This window comes from Brevibacterium aurantiacum (assembly GCF_900169065.1).
Lineage (GTDB): Bacteria > Actinomycetota > Actinomycetes > Actinomycetales > Brevibacteriaceae > Brevibacterium > Brevibacterium aurantiacum.
The window spans coordinates 114996-136016 of record NZ_FXZB01000010.1; the positions used below are offsets into that span (position 1 = coordinate 114996).

20 protein-coding genes are annotated in these 21021 nt (G+C 64.0%); 8 read left to right on the forward strand and 12 right to left on the reverse strand.

Translation table 11 applies throughout. From position 1 onward, the window contains the following. Position 1 precedes the first annotated feature (1 nt). Both BAUR9175_RS08605 and BAUR9175_RS08610 read left to right on the forward strand, forming a co-directional pair. A complete protein-coding gene (locus BAUR9175_RS08605; RefSeq protein WP_096146064.1) occupies positions 2-2743 on the forward strand; it encodes an alpha/beta fold hydrolase in 2742 nt (913 codons plus the stop codon). A gap of 35 nt (positions 2744-2778) precedes the next feature. Next, entirely contained in the window at positions 2779-3765 is a 987-nt protein-coding gene (locus BAUR9175_RS08610) for an NAD-dependent epimerase/dehydratase family protein (protein WP_009882316.1), read from the forward strand. Between the two features lie 54 nt (positions 3766-3819). Here BAUR9175_RS08610 and BAUR9175_RS08615 read toward each other — a convergent pair whose 3' ends face one another. Together BAUR9175_RS08615 and BAUR9175_RS08620 are read right to left on the reverse strand one after the other, a co-directional pair. Further along, positions 3820-4632: a hypothetical protein gene (locus BAUR9175_RS08615; protein WP_096146065.1), complete on the reverse strand. Its 813-nt coding sequence runs from the start codon at positions 4630-4632 to the stop codon at positions 3820-3822. Positions 4633-4808: 176 nt separating this feature from the next. Further along, positions 4809-5531, reverse strand: coding sequence for an SDR family oxidoreductase (locus BAUR9175_RS08620; protein WP_096146066.1), 723 nt, complete (start codon positions 5529-5531; stop codon positions 4809-4811). Between the two features lie 186 nt (positions 5532-5717). On the opposite strand from BAUR9175_RS08620, the gene BAUR9175_RS08625 reads away from it, so the two are divergent. Next, on the forward strand, positions 5718-7649 hold the full coding sequence (locus BAUR9175_RS08625) for an acetate--CoA ligase (RefSeq protein WP_101583523.1): 1932 nt from the start codon (positions 5718-5720) through the stop codon (positions 7647-7649). A 35-nt stretch (positions 7650-7684) separates the two neighbouring features. Here BAUR9175_RS08625 and BAUR9175_RS08630 read toward each other — a convergent pair whose 3' ends face one another. From BAUR9175_RS08630 to BAUR9175_RS08645, 4 genes are all read right to left on the reverse strand, one after another. Then, positions 7685-8206: an SRPBCC family protein gene (locus tag BAUR9175_RS08630; protein ID WP_009882312.1), complete on the reverse strand. Its 522-nt coding sequence runs from the start codon at positions 8204-8206 to the stop codon at positions 7685-7687. A 134-nt stretch (positions 8207-8340) separates the two neighbouring features. Continuing rightward, complete coding sequence (locus tag BAUR9175_RS08635) at positions 8341-9810, reverse strand: LssY C-terminal domain-containing protein (protein ID WP_096146068.1); 1470 nt, start codon at positions 9808-9810, stop codon at positions 8341-8343. 9 nt (positions 9811-9819) lie between these two features. Next, positions 9820-10875, reverse strand: a complete 1056-nt coding sequence (locus BAUR9175_RS08640; RefSeq protein WP_096146069.1) for a MerR family transcriptional regulator — start codon at positions 10873-10875, stop codon at positions 9820-9822. A gap of 162 nt (positions 10876-11037) precedes the next feature. Then, complete coding sequence (locus BAUR9175_RS08645; RefSeq protein WP_096146070.1) at positions 11038-11730, reverse strand: HEAT repeat domain-containing protein; 693 nt, start codon at positions 11728-11730, stop codon at positions 11038-11040. 135 nt (positions 11731-11865) lie between these two features. Here BAUR9175_RS08645 and BAUR9175_RS08650 point away from each other — a divergent pair, with 135 nt between their 5' ends. Next, on the forward strand, positions 11866-12507 hold the full coding sequence (locus BAUR9175_RS08650) for a GyrI-like domain-containing protein (protein WP_009882307.1): 642 nt from the start codon (positions 11866-11868) through the stop codon (positions 12505-12507). Between the two features lie 25 nt (positions 12508-12532). Here BAUR9175_RS08650 and BAUR9175_RS08655 read toward each other — a convergent pair whose 3' ends face one another. Next, entirely contained in the window at positions 12533-12760 is a 228-nt protein-coding gene (locus tag BAUR9175_RS08655) for a hypothetical protein (RefSeq protein ID WP_009882305.1), read from the reverse strand. Positions 12761-12933: 173 nt separating this feature from the next. Here BAUR9175_RS08655 and BAUR9175_RS08660 point away from each other — a divergent pair, with 173 nt between their 5' ends. Together BAUR9175_RS08660 and BAUR9175_RS08665 are read left to right on the forward strand one after the other, a co-directional pair. Beyond that, positions 12934-13521: a peptidoglycan-binding protein gene (locus BAUR9175_RS08660; RefSeq protein ID WP_096146071.1), complete on the forward strand. Its 588-nt coding sequence runs from the start codon at positions 12934-12936 to the stop codon at positions 13519-13521. A gap of 39 nt (positions 13522-13560) precedes the next feature. Further along, positions 13561-13920 carry an ArsR/SmtB family transcription factor gene (locus BAUR9175_RS08665; protein ID WP_009882302.1) on the forward strand — a complete coding sequence of 120 codons (360 nt, stop codon included), beginning with the start codon at positions 13561-13563 and terminating at the stop codon, positions 13918-13920. A gap of 71 nt (positions 13921-13991) precedes the next feature. On the opposite strand, the gene BAUR9175_RS08670 is transcribed toward BAUR9175_RS08665, so the two are convergent. Genes BAUR9175_RS08670 through BAUR9175_RS08680 form a run of 3 tightly spaced genes read right to left on the reverse strand, consistent with a single transcriptional unit; the run spans position 13992 to position 16759 of the window. Further along, a complete protein-coding gene (locus BAUR9175_RS08670) occupies positions 13992-14966 on the reverse strand; it encodes a DMT family transporter (protein WP_101583525.1) in 975 nt (324 codons plus the stop codon). After that, positions 14963-16168, reverse strand: coding sequence for a pyridoxal phosphate-dependent aminotransferase (locus tag BAUR9175_RS08675; RefSeq protein ID WP_096146073.1), 1206 nt, complete (start codon positions 16166-16168; stop codon positions 14963-14965). Before BAUR9175_RS08675 ends, BAUR9175_RS08670 begins: the two co-directional genes overlap by 4 nt. A gap of 9 nt (positions 16169-16177) precedes the next feature. Continuing rightward, the gene (locus tag BAUR9175_RS08680) at positions 16178-16759 is read right to left on the reverse strand and encodes a peroxidase-related enzyme (RefSeq protein ID WP_029416734.1); all 582 of its coding nucleotides are present in this window, start codon (positions 16757-16759) and stop codon (positions 16178-16180) included. A gap of 115 nt (positions 16760-16874) precedes the next feature. On the opposite strand from BAUR9175_RS08680, the gene BAUR9175_RS08685 reads away from it, so the two are divergent. Next, entirely contained in the window at positions 16875-17171 is a 297-nt protein-coding gene (locus tag BAUR9175_RS08685) for a cupin domain-containing protein (protein WP_009882297.1), read from the forward strand. Positions 17172-17218: 47 nt separating this feature from the next. Here the strand turns inward: BAUR9175_RS08685 and BAUR9175_RS08690 are convergent, their stop codons facing one another. Continuing rightward, positions 17219-18697, reverse strand: a complete 1479-nt coding sequence (locus tag BAUR9175_RS08690) for a glutamate-cysteine ligase family protein (RefSeq protein WP_101583527.1) — start codon at positions 18695-18697, stop codon at positions 17219-17221. Between the two features lie 101 nt (positions 18698-18798). On the opposite strand from BAUR9175_RS08690, the gene BAUR9175_RS08695 reads away from it, so the two are divergent. Beyond that, positions 18799-19971 (forward strand): M20 family metallopeptidase, encoded by a 1173-nt coding sequence (locus tag BAUR9175_RS08695; RefSeq protein ID WP_009882295.1) that lies wholly within the window; start codon positions 18799-18801, stop codon positions 19969-19971. 33 nt (positions 19972-20004) lie between these two features. On the opposite strand, the gene BAUR9175_RS08700 is transcribed toward BAUR9175_RS08695, so the two are convergent. After that, entirely contained in the window at positions 20005-20949 is a 945-nt protein-coding gene (locus BAUR9175_RS08700) for an FkbM family methyltransferase (RefSeq protein WP_101557170.1), read from the reverse strand. Positions 20950-21021: the final 72 nt, after the last annotated feature.

Sequence of the window (21021 nt, forward strand, 5' to 3'; positions counted from 1 at the left end):
AATGAGATTTCCTGCACGGCCGGCTCAGACTCCCCCGAAGCTGCCCGAGTGGGACCCTGCCTGGTCCCGAATCGTCGAGGCCAGGACTCCCGACGGGCCGCATTCCTTCCACGTCCTCGACACCCTTGAGGTGCTGCGCGGCGAAGGGCTGGAACCAAGCGGCACGATCCTTGCCCTGCACGGCAATCCGACCTGGTCATACCTGTGGCGACACCTCGCGCAGGCGACGGTGGACATCGCCCGGTCCGGTGGTCGCGTGTGGCGTCTCATCGCCCCCGACCAGCTCGATATGGGGTTCTCAGAGCGGCTGAGCCATGAGTCGCTGCCGACTCCCCACGGTGCCGAGGTCCGTCGCATGTCCCAGCGCATCACCGATTTCGATGCCGTCGTCACACCCCTCCTCGCCGAGGTTGCCGGCAGTGCCGCACCCAACGCCGGGACTGCACCCAACGACGGAGCTACGTCCGTCGATCATCCGATCGTGACGATCGGTCACGACTGGGGTGGCGTCCTGTCCCTGGGCTGGGCCTCACGCAACACCGATCTCGTCTCTGCCTCCATCAGCCTGAACACGGCCGTCCACCAGCCCGAGGACGCCCCCATACCGGCACCCCTGCGGGCCACACTGGCCGGGCCCATGCTCCCGACTGCCACCGTGGTCACCGACGGATTCCTGCGGGTGACGATGAGCCTCGGCGATCTCGATCCAGAGATCAAGGACGCCTTCCGCTCCCCCTATGACAACGCCTCTCTGCGTCACGGGATCGGTGGCTTCGTCGCCGACATCCCCGTCGATGAGAACCACCCGTCCTATTCCGAGCTCCAGCGCGTGGGTGCCGACATCGCCGCCAACGAGCACCCTGCGCTCCTCGTGTGGGGACCGAAGGACCCGGTGTTCCTCGAACGCTACCTGCGTGATCTGCGTCAGCGCCTGCCCCAGGCCGATGTGCACCGCTTCGAACTGGGCTCGCACCTGGTCAGCGAGGACTACGATGTCGCCGGAGTCGTCACCGACTGGCTCGAGACGCAGTTCCCTGCCTCGACGGACACGAACGCCGACAACGTGCAGTCACCGGACGCAGAACCCCCGGCACGCGGGGTCACCGCGATCCTCGACGCACGCCACGATGACGAGTCCATCGCCTCGGTGGACTTCGCCCAGAACCCTGCGCAGCAGATCTCCTGGCGCCATCTCTGGCACGTGACGACGAGCATCGCGGGCGGTCTGCTCGAACTCGGTGTGCGCCCCGGTGATCGGGTCTCCATGCTCGTGCCACCCGGCAACAACCTCACCGCGGCCCTCTACGCCTGCCTGAAGATCGGTGCGGTCGCCGTCGTCGCCGACGCCGGGCTCGGACCGAAGGGCATGACCCGGGCAACCACCTCGGCGGATCCGCAGTGGATCATCGGGGAACTGCCGGGACTGGGCCTCGCCCGCGCCTTCAACTGGCCCGGACGCCGCATCTCCGTATCCCCGCTGGGAGCGGTGCAGGCCAAACTCCTCAAGGTCGAAACCAGCCTGACTGCGCTTTCGCGCACCACACACCACGCACAGCTGCCAACCCCGGCAGCCACCGACGATGCGGCGATCCTCTTCACCTCCGGATCGACGGGACCGGCCAAGGGCGTGCGCTACACCCACGGCGACATCTCAGCCCTGGCAGCAGTGCTGACCCGCGTCTTCGATGTCCGCGAAGGCACCGGCCTGGTCGCCGGCTTCCCACCGTTCGCACTATTGGGTCCGGCCATCGGGGCCACCTCGGTGACTCCGGACATGTCCGTGACCAAGCCGAAGACGCTGACGGCCAGCGCAATCTCCGATGCGATCATCGCCGGTCATTCCACGATGGTCTTCGCCTCCCCTGCCGCGTACAAGAACGTCGCGGCCACCGCCTCTGACCTCGATGAGGAGCAGAAGGCCGCCTGCGCGCGGGTCGAACTCGTGCTCTCGGCAGGTGCCCCCGTGCCGCTGGAGCTGATGGATTCCATCGCCGAGGTGTTCCCGAACGCGAGCATCCACTCGCCGTATGGGATGACCGAGGGTCTCCTGCTGACCGACATCGACCGTGCCGGTGTGGCCGCCGCGGACGCCACGGCCAACCTCGGCGTGTGCGTGGGCCGCCCCATCGACGGCGTCGAACTGGCCCTGGCTCCGATCGACGACTCAGGTGCATCCGCGGATGTGCTGGAACAAGGCGTTGACGCACAGGGACACCTGGGCGAATTCGTCGTCAGCGCCGCTCACATCAAATCCGGCTACGACAACCTCTGGGCCACCACCGCGGCCTCGGCACGCGATGACCTCGACGGTCGGACCTGGCATCGGACGAACGACATCGGCCACATCGACGCCGAGGGACGCGTCTGGCTCGAAGGTCGCCTGCAGCATGTGGTCACCACACCGCGAGGACCTGTGGGTCCCGGTGGCCTCGAGGCACTCATCGATTCCGATGAGCAGGTCAGCCGCTCCTCGATCGTGGGCATCGGCCCGGCTGGAACGCAGTCGCTGGTGGCCGTCCTCGATGCTGAAGGGACCGAGCTGTCTCCCGGTCTGGCACCGCTGGACCTGACCGCGCGCCTGCGGGAACTCGTTGCCGACACTGTCGGACACGACCTCACAGCGGTCCTCATCGCTCCCACATTCCCGACCGATATCCGCCACAATTCGAAGATCGATCGATCTCGTTTGGCGACCTGGGCCGACCACGTCTTATCCGGCGGTTCGGTGCGCACCAAGGTCTGAATTCCGTCCGTTTCCCGTCCGTCTGAGGAGTCTTCATGAAGATCACCGTCACCGGCGCCTCCGGGCTCCTGGGGTCATCCGTCGCTCGTGCGCTGGTGGCAGACGGCCACGAGGTCACCACCTTGCAGCGTCGCCCCTCCTCGGTGGCCGGTGCCCGCGATGTCATCGGCTCGGTCACTGATCCGAGCCGCACTGCCGAAGCCCTCACCGGCGCCGAGGCGGTCGTGCACCTGGCAGCGAAGGTATCCATGATGGGCGACCCCAGCGAGTTCGAGGCCGTGAACATCGGCGGCACGCGGACCCTCGTCGATGCTGCTCAGGCAGCTGGTGTGAAGCGGTTGGTCCACATCTCCTCACCGTCGGTGGCCCATACCGGTGATTCGATCATCGGCGCAGGAGCAGGTCCGGCCTCCCCCGAGCTGGCACGCGGCGAGTACGCGCGAACGAAGGCCGCTGGGGAGCTCATTGCACTGGATGCCGATTCGCAGGACTTCAAGGTCCTCGTCCTCCGCCCCCACCTCATGTGGGGTCCTGGCGACACACAGTTGACGGAACGCGTCATCGACCGTGCACGGGCGGGCCGGATGCCGATTCTCGGATCGGGTGCCCCGCTAGTCGACGCCCTGTTCGTCGACAACGCAGTCGAGGCGATCGTTGCCGCCGTAGACGCTGTGGCGGCCACGCACGGCGAATCGTTGGTCGTGACGAACGGTCAGCCGCGTCCCATCGGTGAACTCATGTCGCGGATCGCGATCGCCGGCGGCGCCGAGGTGCCGAAGCTGCGCATTCCCGTGGGGCCCGCGTTGGCCGCCGGCTCGGTCGTGGAGAAGGCCTGGGAACTGGGAGAACACGACGATGAGCCTCCGCTGACGAGGTTCTTGGCCGAGCAGCTCTCCACCGCGCACTGGTTCGACCAGCGCCGCACCCAGAAGGTTCTCGGGTGGACGCCGCGCGTCAGCATCGAAGAGGGTCTGAGGATCCTCGCCGCACACTACTCGGGGGCAGCCTCAGACACGGAGTGATGCCGGGGCGAGGCCTGTTCCTCAGTCAGCGCCTTCGGCAGTCAGCTGCCGTGATCAGCCTTTAGGTGTTGGTCCGCCGGGAATCGTCTCTTCTCCGGCCCCGTCGTCATCCGAGGACTCCTCGGCGTCTGCCGATTCGTCGTCACCGGATACTCCGTCTGCCTCGGCGGTCTCGGATTCAGCGGCTTCCAGCGAGTCCACGGAGACTCCGGGTTCTCCGGTCGGAGGGCTTTCCAGGGACGATCCCGTCGCCTCTTCGTTGAATTCGTCCGGTGACAAGGTCTCCGGTTCTTCGTAGTTCCGCTCGGCATCGGTGCCTGGGGCCACGCCCGGTTCCGCCTCAATCGAGGATTCGTCGGCTTCCGGTGACGTGTCGTCCTCTGCCGCCGATCGCATCGGCGGGGCCGTCTCAGGCACAGAGTCTTCAGTGGTCTTCGATTCCGGCACAGCGGTCGCCCCGGGCACAGCGGTCTTTCCGGGCGAAGTGATCTTCGACTCAGTCGCGGTGGTCTTCTCCGGCGCAGGTTCGGCTTCGGAAGGCTTCGCTTCGGAGGTCTTCGCTTCACTCTGCGACTCGGGCTCGCCGTTGTCATCAAGACTCACCCCCGCCTCGGCGGCCAAACGGGCGCGACGTTCCGCACGCGCATTCGCGCGCTCTTCCTCGCTCATCGCCGGTTTCGCGGGGGCGGCGTCCTTATTGCTGGGTTTGACGACTTCCCAGATCAGGAGAACGACGACCATCGTGATTCCGACGGTCGCACACATCAGCAGCGAACCCCATGGGCGTGGCATCGAGAAGAGGTCGGCGAAGGCGTTGATGCCGAACAGGGCGCCGATGCCGATGATCAGAGCAACAAGATATCTCATGTCCCCATTGTGCCTTGTCTGCGATGACAATCAGGAGTTCTCGGCACAATACCTGTTGTGAAACAGCTGAGTTCATGCACGCTCTGCGCAGGCTGGGCCGACGTACGGCCTGCCCGAACAGCTGCTGGCCGGTGGCCACCGGTCGCGCGCCGAGCGCCGACGCGCGACCGGGAAGCTCAGGCTTGGTCGCGCGGCATGATGTGGATGTGGTCGATATTGACGTGGCTCGGCAGAGAAGCGGCCCAGCGGATCGACTCTGCGACATCGTCGGCGGACAGGTTGAGCTTGCCGGCGTACACCTTGGCGGCCTTGTCCGCGTCACCGTCGAAGCGGTTGAGGGAGAAGTCGGTCTCCACCCGTCCCGGATCGATCTGGGTCACTCGGATGGGGTCGCCGACGTGCTCGAGTCGCAGTACCCGGGTCAGTGCGCCCTCGCCGAACTTCGCGACGTTGTAGCCTGCACCACCGGCGTAGGGGGTGAAGGCGGCCATGGAGACGGTGTTGATGATGTGGCCCTCCGAGGCGATGAGCTTGTCGAGCAGAGCCTTGGTGACTCGGACGGTGCCGAGGACGTTGACGTCGAACATCCACTGCCAGTCTTCGAGGTCGGCCTCTGCCACAGGGTCCAGTCCGCGGGCACCGCCAGCATTGTTGACCAGAAGATCGACCCGATCGACCTGGGCTGCGAGATTGGCGACGGATTCGTCCGAGCTGACATCAAGCTCGACGGCGGTGCCGCCGATGTCGGCAGCGACCTTCTCGATCTTGTCTTTGCGGCGGGCGGCGACGATGACCTGCCAACCGTCCTGTGCGAGTGCGGCTGCTGTGGCCGCGCCGATTCCCGAAGAGGCTCCGGTGACGATTGCTACCTTCTGCGTGCTGTCCTGTGTTTGAGTCATGGCGTCAGTGTGGCACAGGGGACATTTTCAACAAGACCGTCTCACCATGTGCTCTCAAGTGGCACTCTCGCAGTCAGAGAACTCCGTCGCTCTAGCGTCGAAACGGCTCGCGCGCAACCATCACAGACCCAAAAATCGACGCAATCTGCCGGTACGGGCCGCTGTGCCATGGGTCACAATGGAATCATGGACACGATCGCACAGGACCAATCCCCCAGCTACGACGATGTCATCGCCCGCATCGCTGCCGATCCTGAAGAGTTCTGGCTCGACCAGGCCAAGAAGCACGTCGACTGGATCACCGAGCCGACTCGCGCCGTCGATGACGCCAACGCCCCCATCTACCGTTGGTTCCCCGACGGTGAGCTCAACGTGTGCTTCAACGCCGTCGATCGCCATGTGGCGGCCGGACGCGGAGATCAGGCGGCAATCATCTATGACTCGCCTGTCACCGACACGATTCGCACGATCACCTACTCGGACCTTCTCGACGAGGTTTCCCGCTTCGCCAGGGCCCTGTCCGATAAGGGTGTGGTCAAGGGCGATCGGGTCATCATCTATATGCCGATGGTTCCCGAGGCTGCGATCGCCATGCTCGCCTGTGCCCGCCTCGGCGCGATCCACTCGGTGGTCTTCGGCGGGTTCGCCCCCAACGAGTTGGCTGTTCGCATCGATGACACCTCTCCGAAGGCCGTCATCTCCACCTCGTGCGGGGTCGAGAAGAGCCGCATCCTCGAGTACAAGCCGATGGTCGACGAGGCGATCGACATCGCCGAGAACAAACCTGAGTTCACCGTCATCGTCCAACGCGACGAGCATCGCTGCGAGATGGGCGAGAATGACCTCGACTACGCCGAGCTCCTCGAGAACACCCCCGAGGGCATTGATCCCGTCCCCGTCAAGGCCACCGATGAGCTCTACGTTCTCTACACCTCCGGCACGACGGGAAAGCCGAAGGGCATCGTGCGCGATTCCGGCGGTTACGCGGTGGCTTCGGCATTCTCGATGCCCAACATCTTCGGCCTCAATCCCGGTGACACGATGTTCACAGCCTCCGACGTCGGCTGGGTCGTCGGGCACACCTATATCGTCTACGCGCCGCTGTTGGCCGGAGTCACTTCGGTCTTGTTCGAGGGCAAACCGATCGGCACCCCCGATGCGGGCACCTTCTTCCGCATCATCGAAGACCACAAGGTCAACGTTCACTTCACGGCACCGACGGCCATGCGTGTGGTCCGCAAAGAAGATCCGAACGGCGAACTCATCAAGAAGTACGATCTCTCCAGCCTGCGGGCATCGTTCCTCGCCGGTGAGCGTCTTGATCCCGACACCTATGAGTGGACGACGAACATCCTCGCCGAGGCGACCGGTCGGGACATTCCCGTCGTCGACAACTGGTGGCAGACAGAGACCGGGTGGCCGATCGCAGCCAATCCACTCGGCCTCACGCAGTTCCCCCTCAAAGCCGGGTCCCCGACCAAGCCGGTGCCGGGCTTCCAGGTCGGCGTCCTCGATCCAGCCGGCAAGCCCATGCCGGCAGGCGAGGAGGGTCTCATCGTCATGAAGCTGCCCCTGCCGCCGGGAACGATGGCCACCGTCTGGGGCGATGACTCCAGGTTCGTGTCCTCATATCTCTCGGCCTTCGACGGCTATTACCTCACCGGCGACTCGGGATACCTTGACGAAGACGGATATGTCTTCGTCATGGGTCGCACCGACGATGTCATCAACGTCGCCGGTCACCGCCTGTCCACGGGTGTCATCGAAGCCGTCATCGCCTCCCACCCCGCAGTCGCAGAGACCGCAGTGATCGGTGTTCACGATGACACGAAGGGGCAGAGTCCGCGTGCGCTGGTCGTTCTCAGTGATTCCGCCGAGGCGACCGATCCTAAGGCGGTCATCGCCGAGCTCGTGGCACTGGTGCGCAAGGAGATCGGCCCCGTCGCCGCATTCAAGCAGGTCGATATCGTCACTGCACTGCCGAAGACCCGGTCGGGGAAGATTCTGCGCAAGACGATGCGCGAGATCGCTGACGGAGTCGACTCCCCGGCCGTGCCCTCGACGATCGAGGATCGGACAGTGCTCGATGACCTGGAGCTTGTGCTTCAACGCGGCTGAGCCGTGGCCTCGCCGAGGTGCTGCTGGCTTGCGTCTCAGCCTTCGGCGAGCGCCTTGAGTCCTTCAAGTGAGGCCAGCAGGTTCTGCGAGGTCGTCGACTGTGCCCGGGGCAGTCGCCGAGGGTCTCTCAACTCGGTCCAGTCATATGTCTGGCGAACCAGGCTTGAGCGTTCTCCTGTCGCTTCGATCTCCCACGTCCACTTCTGCCCGAAGGGCTCCCCGCCGACTTCGGAGGGCTTCCAGGCGATGAGCCTGCCCTCTTCGAACTCGACGATGTGGTTCTCACGGTCCACGCCCTTGGTCAGGGTGGTGATGAAGGAACCTCCGACGCTGGTCGGCCTCTGCCCTGAAGCGGCTGTGCCCAGGTTGTCGTTGCCATCCCACTCGGGTTGGCGGACAGGGTCCGCGATGAGCTCGAAGATCTCAGCAGCCGGGGCGGCGATCTCCACTTCGACGCTGACCACTTTGAGGCCCGGATCGATCGTGTCGAAGACAGAGGCGTCAGAAGCCTCAGCCCCGTCGGAGGGAGCAGATGAGCGGGATGTCGATTCGGTCATGGGATTGCGCCTCTTCGCTTGGATCCGGTTCCGGTGGCAGGTACGCAGCCTCGGAATGCAGTCGCAATCAGGATACACAGGGCAGGGAGTCCACGACTCCTCTGTGCGCAGACACTCAGCAAGTGCGCGCGCACTCAGTCCTCGAGTGCCCGATCCTGGCGTTCGGCACGAAGTGCTGCGGTGCTGAAACGGGTGAACAACCGCGACGAGTCACTCGACAAGGACAACAGCACAGCGACCTGCATGGCGATCGTCGTCAACGCGTACATGTTGGTCGCGAGGTCGCGATCTCCGGTGAAGTAGTTCGTCATCGACACGATCACCGACACTGTGGACAGAGTCAGAATCCACAGCCTCGCCCGGTTGCTGCCCCGGAACACGGAGATGCTCGCGATCACCTGCAGGCATCCGATGAGGAGGCTGAGTCCGATGAGAACGCCCGCCACGATCCGTGTCGCCACCTCGTTTCCGAGGGTTTCGATGTCCTTGCTGTAGTCGACGACTTCAGTGCGCAGTCCGTTCCAGTCCAGCACGGTGCCCAGGACGTCCCATGCTTGGAAGAGGAGCAGAATCAGAACGAGTGCGGCACCGACGACAGTCTGCAGCGGCCGCCTGTGCCACAGAGTCCTGGTGACCTCCCTGACTGATTTGGCATCGGCGTAGATCGAGGTCGCATCGAGGGCGAGGTCGAGACGATCCGGGGAGTCGGATTCGTCAGCGGTGACCTCGGTGACCTCGATGATCGGCAGGTCTCCGTCGGTGATGATCGCGTCTCCGCCGCCGTTGCGCGAGTGGTAGCCGGTCGAGAAGTCCTCGATGTGCTGAACGACGATCGCCTCATCGGCCGAAGACACCGTGTCGACGATGTAGTCACGTTCGACATCGGTGTTCTCTTCGATCTTGTGGGTGAACTGCAATGTGAAGAGAGAGACTCCGACGCTCTTGTCGTATGTGCCCGCCGCCAACCAGTCCGCCTGGTGCCCACCGGGCAGCATCCAGCCGGTGGGGCATTTCCAGAATCGGACGTGATGTCGCTGCCCGGGATCGCCGTCGACCTCCTGCTGATAAGCGAAGTCCTGCCGTCTGCCGAACAGCAGCAGAGGCGATACGGGCGCCTTGGGATAGCTTCGCCTCGTCAGCGTGGATGTGATGATCTCCCAGGTCGAGGCCGGGGTGATGCTGTCGGCAAGGATCCACCCGGCGGCCTTCATCGCGTGGTGGATCTGTGCCTCATCGCCGCGCCATGCGAGGTTGACCGGGTCGCCGAGCAGTCCGTCCGACGTCCGGGCTCGACCGATGAAGTAGTTGGGGACGTAGATCTGGGACAGGATGCGGTGCAGCCGTGGCAGTGCCAGGTAAGACACCACCACCCAGAACACGAGCAGAGTCAGCACCTGCCACCAGCCCAGTGAGAATCCCTTGAACAGGATCAGCACCGCCAACCAGGTCGACGAGGCTCCGGCGAAGAGGAAGAAGAGGTAGTCAAGCACCCCGGTGACCGTGAAATGGTGACGCCGGAACGCGAACGGCTGCCGTTGCCGTCTCTTCGGGGAGGCGGCCGATCGGTCTGGCCCAGGATCGGGCGTCGTTGTTCCGGAGGTCATGGGACAAGTTTAATGATCGCGGCGTCGGTTCAGGGCTGCGGTTGCCGTGGCTGCGACTTCGAAGCTCTCGTCGGTGCGCAGCTCTGCAATGAAGTCATCGGCCTCGGCACCGGTAGCTTCGATGAGGACCTGCAGCACTCGAAAACGCACCGTCGCCTCAGGTGACTTGGCATGGCGACGCAGGTCCGCCATGATCCGGGACGCGACCTCTGCCCGTGCCCCTTCCTCCGGGGCCTCATTGACGAATGCGGCGAGAGCTTCGGCGGCTTCGATGTCCTTGGGCCCATCCATCGCGATCTCGAGCAGATCTGAGACTGCAACGGGATCCCCCATCTGACCGAGAATGAGCGCCGCACTGCTGCGCACCTGAAGATCTGGGTCGCCGAGGCCGGAGTGCAGGGACGCGGTGATCATCTTCTCAGCGACGGGCCCGAGCTCGTCTCTCGCTGTATTGCGACGGATCTCGTCGAGGGCCTGCAGCGCATTGCGTCGGACGTCGACGGACAGGTCGTCCATGCCCTTCGCCAAATAGCGGACCGCTTCGGATCCCGACTGTGCCAAGGCCCAGCGCATGGCCCCGGCGGCGTTGAGCACGGGTTCATTGAGTACGGCTGTCGACAGGGATTCGACGGGCACCGTTCCGTCGACGCCGCTGCCCAAAGCCGCCTTGTGCCGTTGGATGACGTCACCAGATTCCAGGGAGCGCATGAGATCGATGGTCAGCAGCAGCGCCTCACCATCGGCATGGTGGAGGCGGTCGATGCGTTCGAGGTGGGAGAGCAGCTCCTGTTCGGCTGCGATGCGCTGCTTGGTCGTCTCGACCAGCTCGTGAAGCAGCCGGCTGGGATCGAACGCCGGATCGCTGAGCAGGGTTCCGATCTCTGACAGCGACATTCCGAGTTTGCGCAGCCCCTCAATATGGAAGATGCGACCGATATCGGCCGCGGAGTACTCCCGGTACCCGCTCGAGGTGCGCTCGCTGGGATCGATGAGGCCCAAGGATTCATAGTGTCGCAGCATCCGAGCGCTCACACCGGAGCGTCTGGCAACTTCGCCGATCCGCATTGGCACCCCTCTCCCGTCTCCACTATAGACAGGTCACACTGCTGCAGCTCGGCCGACAGAGCACTGAGCTTCGGAGGAAGGAGTCCGAGGTGTCGCACGCAGCGCCGCGCGAGCTTGCCCCGCTCGGCAACGCTGCCTCGGTCGACCCTTCCCAAAATCGACCTATGCTGACGCCTCGGACCCCAGTGCGACCACGCGCTTGGCTTCACTCAAGGCGTGAGCAAAACCGGCATCCGGATCGGTGAACATGTCCCGGGTAGCCATGGCGTGTGTCCGCACTGTTTCTTCCTCTGCCTGCAGTCTTCCATCGAGCACTGACACGAGATCCTCTCCGAGGGAGACGATGGCTCGACTGAGGCTCTTCTGCGTCTCCACATCACCTCGTCCAAGCTGCGTGACCAGGGACGATGCCAACTTCTCCCGCTCATCACCGGGGACGAGTGCCACTGCGGCCCTCCACGCACTGCGGGCCACCTCGGTGTCGGCATGGGCGATCAGGCCGTCTCCGATGGTTCCCGGATCCATGGCCTCCCAGCCGCGGGGATCACCGATCTTCGACAGCGTGTGAAGGGCCTGGCTCTGGGCCTGCGGTACCTTGGAGCTCAGCTCGGCGATGAGCAGCGGGACGGTCGCCTCGGCAGGCATCCGTGTGATCGCCCAGGTGAGCATGTCACGGACGAAGAAGTCCGGTTCGGTTCTGCACCGCTGGATGAGGGCGCCGAGGTGGCGGTCCTCGGCCGTGGTTCCGACTGACAGTGCTGCCTGCAGCCGCTGCTGTGGGTTCGGCGACGACAGTGCCGCGATGACGGGCTCCTGATCCGAACGGCTCTGCGTGATGCTGTGTGGATTGGTCATTGGTTCCACCTCCTTGAGACCAGTGAAGACCTTGACACCGTGGCAAGGTCAAGGTCGGGACCAAGAGACACCCCATTGAGCATCAGGCTCGCCTCGTAGAATCGGATAGTCACTTCTGCCGGATCGGAATGCGCCTTGAACAAGATCGATTTCAAGAAGACGCTGCGCGGCTATCGCGCCAAGCACGGCGTCTTCGACACCCTTACCATGCCACCACTGCAGTACCTCATGGTCGACGGGCACGGCGACCCGAATTCGTCACCCGATTTCACCTCGGCCATTGAGACGCTCTATCCGCTGGCCTACGCCCTGAAGTTCTTCAGCAAGAACGAGCTGGGTCGTGACTACGTCGTCCCGCCGCTCGAGGGGTTGTGGTGGGCAGAGGACATGTCCACGTTCACGAGCGCCCGCGATAAGTCTCAGTGGGACTTCACGCTCATGCTGCTCGTGCCTGACTGGCTGGACCAGTCCCATCTCGACCACGCTTCCACACTGTCTGCACAACGCAAGACCCTCCCCCGCCTCGGCGACCTCCGCATGACGACGCTGCACGAGGGGACAAGCATTCAGACCCTGCACATCGGGCCATTCGACACCGAAGGACCCGTACTCGAGCTCATGCACACAGACGTCATCCCGGCCGCGGGGTTCGAGATGACCGGCAGACACCACGAGATCTACCTCAGCGACCTGCGAAGAACGGCTCCGGAAAAGTTGCGGACGGTTCTGCGTCAGCCTGTGCAGACAACAGCCGCCGGCAGAAGCACCGCGAACTGAGTCATCTCAGTCGCTCAACCGCCGTTCAGCCGCCGCTCGACCACTGCCCGGGGGAAGCTGGGGCACTGCTCGATGCACCATTCCCGCTCGAGCCACTGCCCGAGTCCTCAATCGAATTGTCGATGTCAGCGCTCATAAGGACCACTGCGGCGACGACTGCGATGACCACGACCCCCATGACGAACAGCGCGATCACACCCACCAGGCACCCGAAGAGTGGAGGTCTCGGGTTGCGTCGTCTCACGAAGATCATGCTTTGATCCTAGACGGCGGGCCAGTCGATTCGTCCTGAGGAGATGACGCAGACTTGGAACATGACGCGTCACCACCGACGCACACAAAAAATTCACTTCCGTGACCGTTCTGTGACAAAAGGCACGGCGTGGACACATGCACCCCTCAGTTTGTTGCATTATCGTTATATTCATGGCTGAAACGACTCGACACCGCAAGGGCTCTCGGTCCGTACTTCGTGGTGCCCTGATCGGTTTCGGGGCAGCGGTGATGGCCTTGGTCCTCGCCGCCGTCATCATCGTCAATTCGCCTATCTCCTTCGGTTCGACGACGATCAGGCAGATGCAGATGGCTTCAGTGAATCAACTGTCCGAGCAGCAGATCGACAATGCCCGACTGATCATCGGCATCGGTCGCGGCGGCGACTTCGATGACCGCGCGATCAGAATCGCTCTCATGACCGCGCTCCAGGAATCCTCGCTGCGGAACCTCGACTCGGGTGACCGCGATTCGGTCGGCCTGTTCCAGCAGCGCCCCTCGCAGGGGTGGGGTGAACCCGAGCGCCTCAACGACCCCATCTATGCCACGAAGTCCTTCTACGGAATCAACCCGGACGTCGAGAATCCGGGACTCGTGCAGATCGAGAATTGGCACACGATGGCCCCCACCGAGGCGGCACAGGCCGTCCAACGATCTGCCTTGCCCGACGCCTATGAGCAGTGGGAGTCACTGGCCGACGACCTCATCGGCACCCAGGACAACGTCGAAGCCCTCAGCTGAACAGTGAGATCACCGCAGAATTTCCGGTAATCTCTATCCATGGCTTCCACTTCAGATTCCACCCCGGTCAATGCCGCAGTCAATCAGCTCCTGCGCGACCCCGAGGGCAATCTCGAAGCCATCTCTGAGACCGCCGACCTGTTCAAGGCACTGGCCACGCCGTCGAGGCTGAAGATGCTGCTGGTCCTCGCTCACGGCGAGGCGACCGTGACGCATATCGTCGAGTCCACCGAGCTTTCGCAGCCACTGGTCTCCCAACATCTGAAATTCCTGCGTGGCCTCCACCTCGTCGGGGTCAACCGAATCGGCCGCGAAGCCTATTACTCACTCAAGGACGACCACGTCGCTCACATCATCCTCGACGCTCTGGCCCACACCGTCGAAGGTCACGAGCACTGAGCGCATAAGTCGCCAGGACCCGACCAGCATCAGCGTCGTCTGCACCAGGGGCAACCTCGTCTGCGCCAACGTCAGCGTCGTCTGCGCAGCGCCTCCGGGCCGCCACCGACAATCCAGACGATGACGACGACCAGCACCGCGCCGATCCACTGCGCCGGCTGCAGCCGCTCTCCGGCGATGACCGAGCCCAGAACCACGGCCGACAGCGGTTGGAGCAGCATCAGGGCTGCGGTCCGCGACACCGACACCAACGGGCTGGAGATGCTCAGCAGCACCCATGACAGAGCCTGGCCGAAGACCGCCAGCGCCACCATCCACGCCCAACCGTCCCAACCCAGGTCGAAGTCGAGCCCGCCGAGTAAGAGACCGGCGATCGCCGTCATGACTCCTGCAGCGATCGTGCCCACTGCCACCGGCGCGACCACGAAGTTCGGTGCTGCCTTGCGACAGTGGTGGATGCCGAAGATGTAGACGCCGTAGAGAATTCCAGACAGCACTCCGAAGATCGCGCCGCGCTCCGGGTTCGCTGCTCCCTCATCGGCGCCGAAGACGCCTCCGGTGAGCAGCATCCCGATGATCATGATGGGAATGCACGTGATGAACAGCCACCCGGGCCGCGTTCCTCCGAAGACCCAGACCAGGGCCGGGAACACGATGACCTGGACGCTGATGAGGACTGTGGAGACACCGACTCCAGCGTCGAGGACGCTCTGGGCCCACAGCACGTAGTCAATGCCCAGTGCCGCACCCGAGACCGCCGCAACCACAAGTGCCCGGGACGGCAGGAGGCCATGGCGTCGGAGTTCGAGGATTGCCAGTGGGGCTAAGACGAAGACAGCGATCCAACAGCGCAGGAATGCCGCGGTCGGGGCACTCGCCTCGGCGAGGATGACGAACAGACCGGCCGAGCCCAAGAGCAGTGCGGACACGATGATGCCCAGCGTCGGCAGACCGGAGGACGGCGGGACCGAACCGGCGGATGAACCCGACACGGGTGGCTTCGCAGGCGGTCCCTCGCCGTAGGCCGCGGCCGAATTCGGAGTCATCTCATGAAGTCGAGGATCCGGTCGAGCGCCTCGGCGGTCTTGTCCGCACCGACAGCCAGCGACAGCCGCACCGAACGAGGCCCGTTGAGGGAGTCGAAGTCATCACCCGGCGCCAAGGCAACTCCGGTGGTCTCAAGCAGAGACTGACACCAATCGGTCGCGGTGTCGATGCCAGCGTCCGACCGCTGCAGGATCTCATCGATGCGGGCATACATGTAGAACGCCCCATCAGGCGGGGCCATATCGGAGAACCCCAGGTCAGCGGTGGCGTCGAGAACGTGCTTGCGAGCTCGGGCGAAGGATTCGACCGCGGTCTCGCATTCGGCATAGGACTCCTCGGTGAACGCCGCCACGGCCGCATACTGGGCAGGAACCGGGGCACACAGCGAGAGGTTCCCGGTCACGTTCTGTGCCGCCGACGCCAATGACTCGGGCAGGATCGCCCAGCCGAGTCGCCACCCGGTCATCGCCCAGTACTTCGAGAACGAGGAGATGACGATGGCATTGTCGTCATGGGCCAGCGCGGTCTCACCGCGCGTGCCGATGTAGGAGATGCCGTGGTAGATCTCGTCGGAGATCACCTGCACACCGTGCTCGGCACACCAGGAGATGAGCTCGCCGAGGTGCTCGCCCGAAATCATCGTCCCCGTCGGATTCGCCGGCGATGCGAGCATCAGTCCCTTCAGTGGAGCCTGAGCGTGTGCCTGTTCGAGGAGTTCGACGGTCGGTTGGAACCCGTGGTCGCCACCGCAGTCGAGTTCGACGATCTCGCAGTTCAACGCGGCGAGGATGTTCTTGTACGCGCCGTAGCCCGGGCGGGCGAGCGCGACGCGGTCGCCTGCGTCGAAGCAGGTGAGGAAGGCCGTCTGGAAGGCACCGGAGGAACCGGTGGTGATGGCGATGCGTTCCGTGGGCACCTCAACGCCGTACCAGTCGCGGTAGTGCCCGGCGATGGCTGTGCGCAGTTCGGGGATGCCGAAGATCGGGGAGTATCCGAGGTTCGTCCCGTCGGCGACCACCTCGGCGGCTCTTCTGCGCACCGGTCCCGGTGCACCCTGAGTTGGCTCGCCCAGACACATGGCGATGGTGTCACGGCCGTTGCGCGACATCTCCTGGACTTTGGCCACGATGCCCATGGCGGCAAAGGGCTGGACGAGTCCGGCGCGGTCAGAGACGCGGGGTGCGCTCGTTTGAGTGCTCATGGTCAGTGGTCACTTCCTCTCGCGCGGGACGCGTCCCATGAGGTAGAACTCGGGGTTGGGCATCATTCCGCCCACGTGTGCCATGCGGTTGGACAGGCCGAAGAATCCGGTGATGGCGCCGATGTCCCAGGCGTCCTCGTCGTCGAATCCGTGCTCGGCCAGGGCCGCAAAGTCAGCGTCGGAGAGTGTCCAGGGCTCTGTGCAGACCGTCATCGCGAAGTCGAGCATCGCCATCTGCCGGTCGGTGATGTCGGCCTGCCGGTAGTTGACTGCCACCTGGTCTGCGACCAGTGGCTTCTTCTCCATGATGCGCAGCACGGCTCCGTGTGCGACGACGCAGTAGAGGCAGTTATTCACCGCCGAGGTGGCCGTGACGATCATCTCCCGGTCTCCCTTGGTCAGGTTCCCGGTCTCCTTCTCCATGAGCGCGTCGTAGTACGCGAAGAACGCGCGGAACTCGGCCGGTCGCCGAGCCAGGGAGAGGAAGACGTTGGGCACGAAGCCCGACTTCTCCGACACGGCCAGAATCGTTTCTCGGATATCGTCTTCGACATCGTCGATGTCAGCGTAGGGGTATCGCATACTGCTCATGCTAACCGTGAAGACTCGTCATATGTGCCGCGGGTCACGGATCGAGCTGGGATGCTGCTGCGCTGAGGGCTAGGGTGAGGAACAGACCATCGATGACGATTGAAGGAGTGGAATCATGAGCGATGAGAGCACCGGCTCAACAGGTGAGGTTCAGCTCGACAACGGAGTCTTCCGCGTGACCAAGTGGACCATCGAACCCGATGGTGTCATCCCGATGCACAAGCATGACTACGAGTACGTCGTCGTGCCCATGGTCACCGACACGATGCGGGTGAGGAACTCCGACGGCACCGAGATCGTCGCCGAGCTCGAGGCCGGTGTCAGCTACACCCGTGCCGCTGGAGCCGAGCATGAGGTGTCGAACCCGAACGGCACCGCCGACGTCGTCTTCGTCGAGGTCGAACGCCTCTGACTCTGACAGCCTCTGACTCAGGCGACATCTGACTCAGGCAGCAGCCCTCAGACCGGGACGTCCCAGGTATGGACGGGTTCGCCGGAGGCCTGATTCTTCACATAGGCGTCCATCATCGCTTTGAGTCCCTCGCGACGCTCCGGGGAATCCGGGGCGCTGTTCGGTGCCAGATGGTCGAGCATCTTCAGCTGCCAGGTTGCACCGTTGGTGCGCAGCTCGGCGCGGCCTTCGATGATCGACATGTATTCGTCGATGACGTCTTTGTCGATGCCCAGACGGCTCAAGCCTCTCCGCGCCTGCGGGATGAGAACGTCGAGCACCAGGTCCGCGACATCGATGTGGCCGATCTTCGGCCAGGTCACGCGGGCGCCGATGCCGTCCTTGGCACAGGCGAAGAAGTTCTCCTCGGCCTCGCGGAAGGACATCCGCGACCACACGGGACGATTCTCTCCGACGAGGAACTCGGCGAGACCGTAGTAGAAGGCGGCATCGGCGACCATGTCGACGGGAGTCGGGCCGGCCGGGAGGAGTCGGTTCTCCACACGGATGTCGGCACCGGAGTCGGAGGAATCGTAGATCGGTCGGTTCCAGCGCCACACGGTGCCGTTGTGGAGGTTGAGTTCGTAGAGCTTCGGAGCGTCGGCGGAACTGAATTCGACGAAGTCCTTGATCTCGGGCAGCAGCGGCGGGAAGTAGCGGACGTTCTCCTCAAACAGGTCGAAGACGCTGGTGATCCACCGTTCTCCGAACCACACCCGGGGCCGAACCCCCTGGTTGACGAGTTCGGGAGTGCGGGTGTCGATGGCCTGGGTGAACACGGGGATCCGTGATTCGTGCCAGAGTTTGCGGCCGACGAACAGCGGCGAGTTCGCACTCATCGCGACCTGTGCCGCCGCAATCGCCTGGGAGGCATTCCAGGCTTCGGCGAACTTATTGGGTGCGACCTGCAGATGCAGCTGCATGGACGTGCATGAGGCTTCCGGTGCGATGTCGGCGAATTCGTGTTTGTACTTCTCCTCACCGTCGAGTTCGATGCGGACGTACTCACCGCGGGCGTCGACGATCGAGTTGCTCAGCGCCTCGTAGCGGTTCTCCTCGGTGATCCACGTTTCCTCGGTGAGGAATTGGGTGCTCAGGGTCGGCAGCGTGCCGATCGACGTGACCGTCAGTCCCTCCGCCTCGGCGGCCTTCTGTGCTTTGTCCAGCCGATGCGCCACTCCTGCTTCCAGGGTCTTCAGTCCGCGCCCGGCCACCTGCAGCACAGGGTGGTTGAGTTCGAGGTTGAACCCGCCGATCTCGGACTGGAACTCATCGTCGAGACGCTCCAGGACTTTCGTGTTGTTGAGACTCGGCTGATTGTCGGAGTCGATGAGGTTGAGTTCGAGCTCCAGACCGATCGTGCCCGCAGATTTGAACTCCGCATGGCGCAGGTATGTGTCGAAGAGCTCGAGGTTCTCCGCGAGCTTCTCTCGGTACAGTGTGCGTTCTTCCGGCGTATACCGCTTGGAACTGACTTCCTCACCCATAGGTCAAGCAAACCACAGTCACTCGCGTTTGCGCATGCCGAATTCGTCGCATGATGCGGACGTCGCAACCGGCCTTGCGGGCCCCATCGTAGAATCTGGTCATGACCACCTCTCAGACCTCAGATCTCCAGTCCGCTGACCTCGTGGCGAAGGCCAATGACCGCCTCCCCCTCATCCTCGAAGACATCGAACGCGTCATCACGAAGGAGACTCCTTCCCACGACAAAGAGGCCGTGGCCGCCGGTGCTGCCGACTTCGTCGAACTGCTGCGCGAACGGCTCGGGGCCACCGCTGAGGTCATCACCGTCGATGACACCGCTCATGTGCGCCTGCGCTTCGGTTCGGGCCCGGCCCGCGTGGTCCTCCTCAACCACCAGGACACGGTCTGGCCGCACGGAACCTTAGACCGCATTCCCTTCTCCACCGACGACGGCATCTTGCGCGGTCCGGGCAGCTTCGACATGCTCACCGGGGCGATCATGAGCATCCACGCGAGCGCGATCCTGCGCGAGCACCTCGGCGAGGGTGGACTTGATGGTCTGTCGATCCTGGTCAGCGGTGATGAGGAGATCGGGTCGATCTCATCATCCGATCTCATCCGCGCCGAGGCGGCCGAGGCGAAGGCCGTGTATGTGATGGAGGCGAGCGCCGGGGGTGCACTCAAACTCGAGCGCAAGGGCACGAGCAACTACGTCCTCGTGTTCACGGGCAAGGCCTCCCATGCGGGACTCGAACCGGAGAAGGGGATCAACGCGGGCATGGCGCTGGCCCTGCATCTGCCCCTCGTCGCGGATCTCGCCGACACCGAGGCGGGTACCTCTGTGGTGCCGACCGTGATCAGTGCGGGCACCACGTCGAACACGGTCCCGGCCGAAGCACGCGTCGACATCGATGTGCGCGCCCGCACCGCCGCCGAACTCGACCGCGTCGATGCCGCTATTCGTGAACTCGCCACTCGTCCACAGCTGGAGGGGTCGTCGATCGAGGTCCTCGGCGGCATCAATCGTCCGCCCTTCGAACGTGAGCAGTCGGCGGTGCTCTTCGAGCGTGCGACTGCCCTGGCCGCTGAACTCGGTCTGCCCGCACCGGAAGGTGTCTCCGTAGGCGGCGCTTCGGACGGGAACTTCACCGCCGGCGACGGCATTGCGACCCTTGATGGCCTGGGCGCTGTGGGCGATGGTGCGCATGCCGAGCACGAGCACGCGGTCATCGACGAGATCGCCCCACGCACCGCCCTGCTCGCGGCCCTCATCGCCGATCAGCTCCAGGGCTGAGCGAGCCTCAGCGCGCTGCGCTGACTCGGTCGTTCACCTGACCGGGTAGCCCGCGACTCGCATGTCCTCCGGGTTCTTCGTGGTGAAGAGCCAGTCACGGAAATGCGGGTCCGGGACGATCTCATCATGAGCAATGAGATGATCGGTCCCGACGAGGTAGTAGTGGTAGTCGAGCCTGTCGAGGATGCGCATCAGCTGCTCGGGCTGAGCTCGGTCGTCGAGGATCTCGCACAGAATGTCCGGTCGCAACGTGGCCAGCAGTTCCCGCCCGTTGTCGAGGACGTCGTTCTCCGCGCCCTCCACGTCGATCTTCACCGTCACCAGGGGGTGGCCCTCCGGCAGGTCCGGGAGGAGTTCGTCGAGAGAGGTGAAGCGCACCTCGGCGCCGGAGTCGAAGTCCATCCCCGTCCCGTAGAACGAGGGCAGCGCCGATCCCCCGTCGCCGGTGGGCACCTGCATCGTGGTGCCGGGCTTGCCGACTCCCGTCGGATGGACAGTCACCCGATCGCCGAGGTGGTTGCGGGCCACGTTCTTCTCCAGCCCGGTGACGACGGCGGGGATGATCTCGAAGGAGTGGGCGACCGCGGCCGGATTCGCAGCCAGCACTGCCATCGTGAATACCCCGGTGTAGGCGCCGATGTCGAGGAAGACGTCAGCGTCGCGGGACAGTTCGACCATAAGGTCGAGTGCGAAGGCGTCCTCCGACTCTGTCCGGCGGCCCTTGCCCCAGTAGAATTCCTTGGCGATCTCGCAGCGGAAGGGATCGACGAGGTAGAAGCCAGCGCCTCCGGCACGCCCGCGCACCTCGGTGAGTCCGATCGGTGCGGGCAGTCTGCCGACCTTGATGCCGTTGATGTGGGGCGCCACCGTCCGCATCAGCGGGTGGAGATACGGCTGTGCGAGAGCAGCCTTGACGGGCAGTTTGAGTCCGAACCACTTCTGCTTCCGGCCCTTGAAAGTCCGCAGGTAGTCGTTCACGTAGCTCTCCCTCACGTTGAGCGCGATCTTTGACTCACAGTACCAATGTCGAGAACCCCTGTTCTAGGAGTG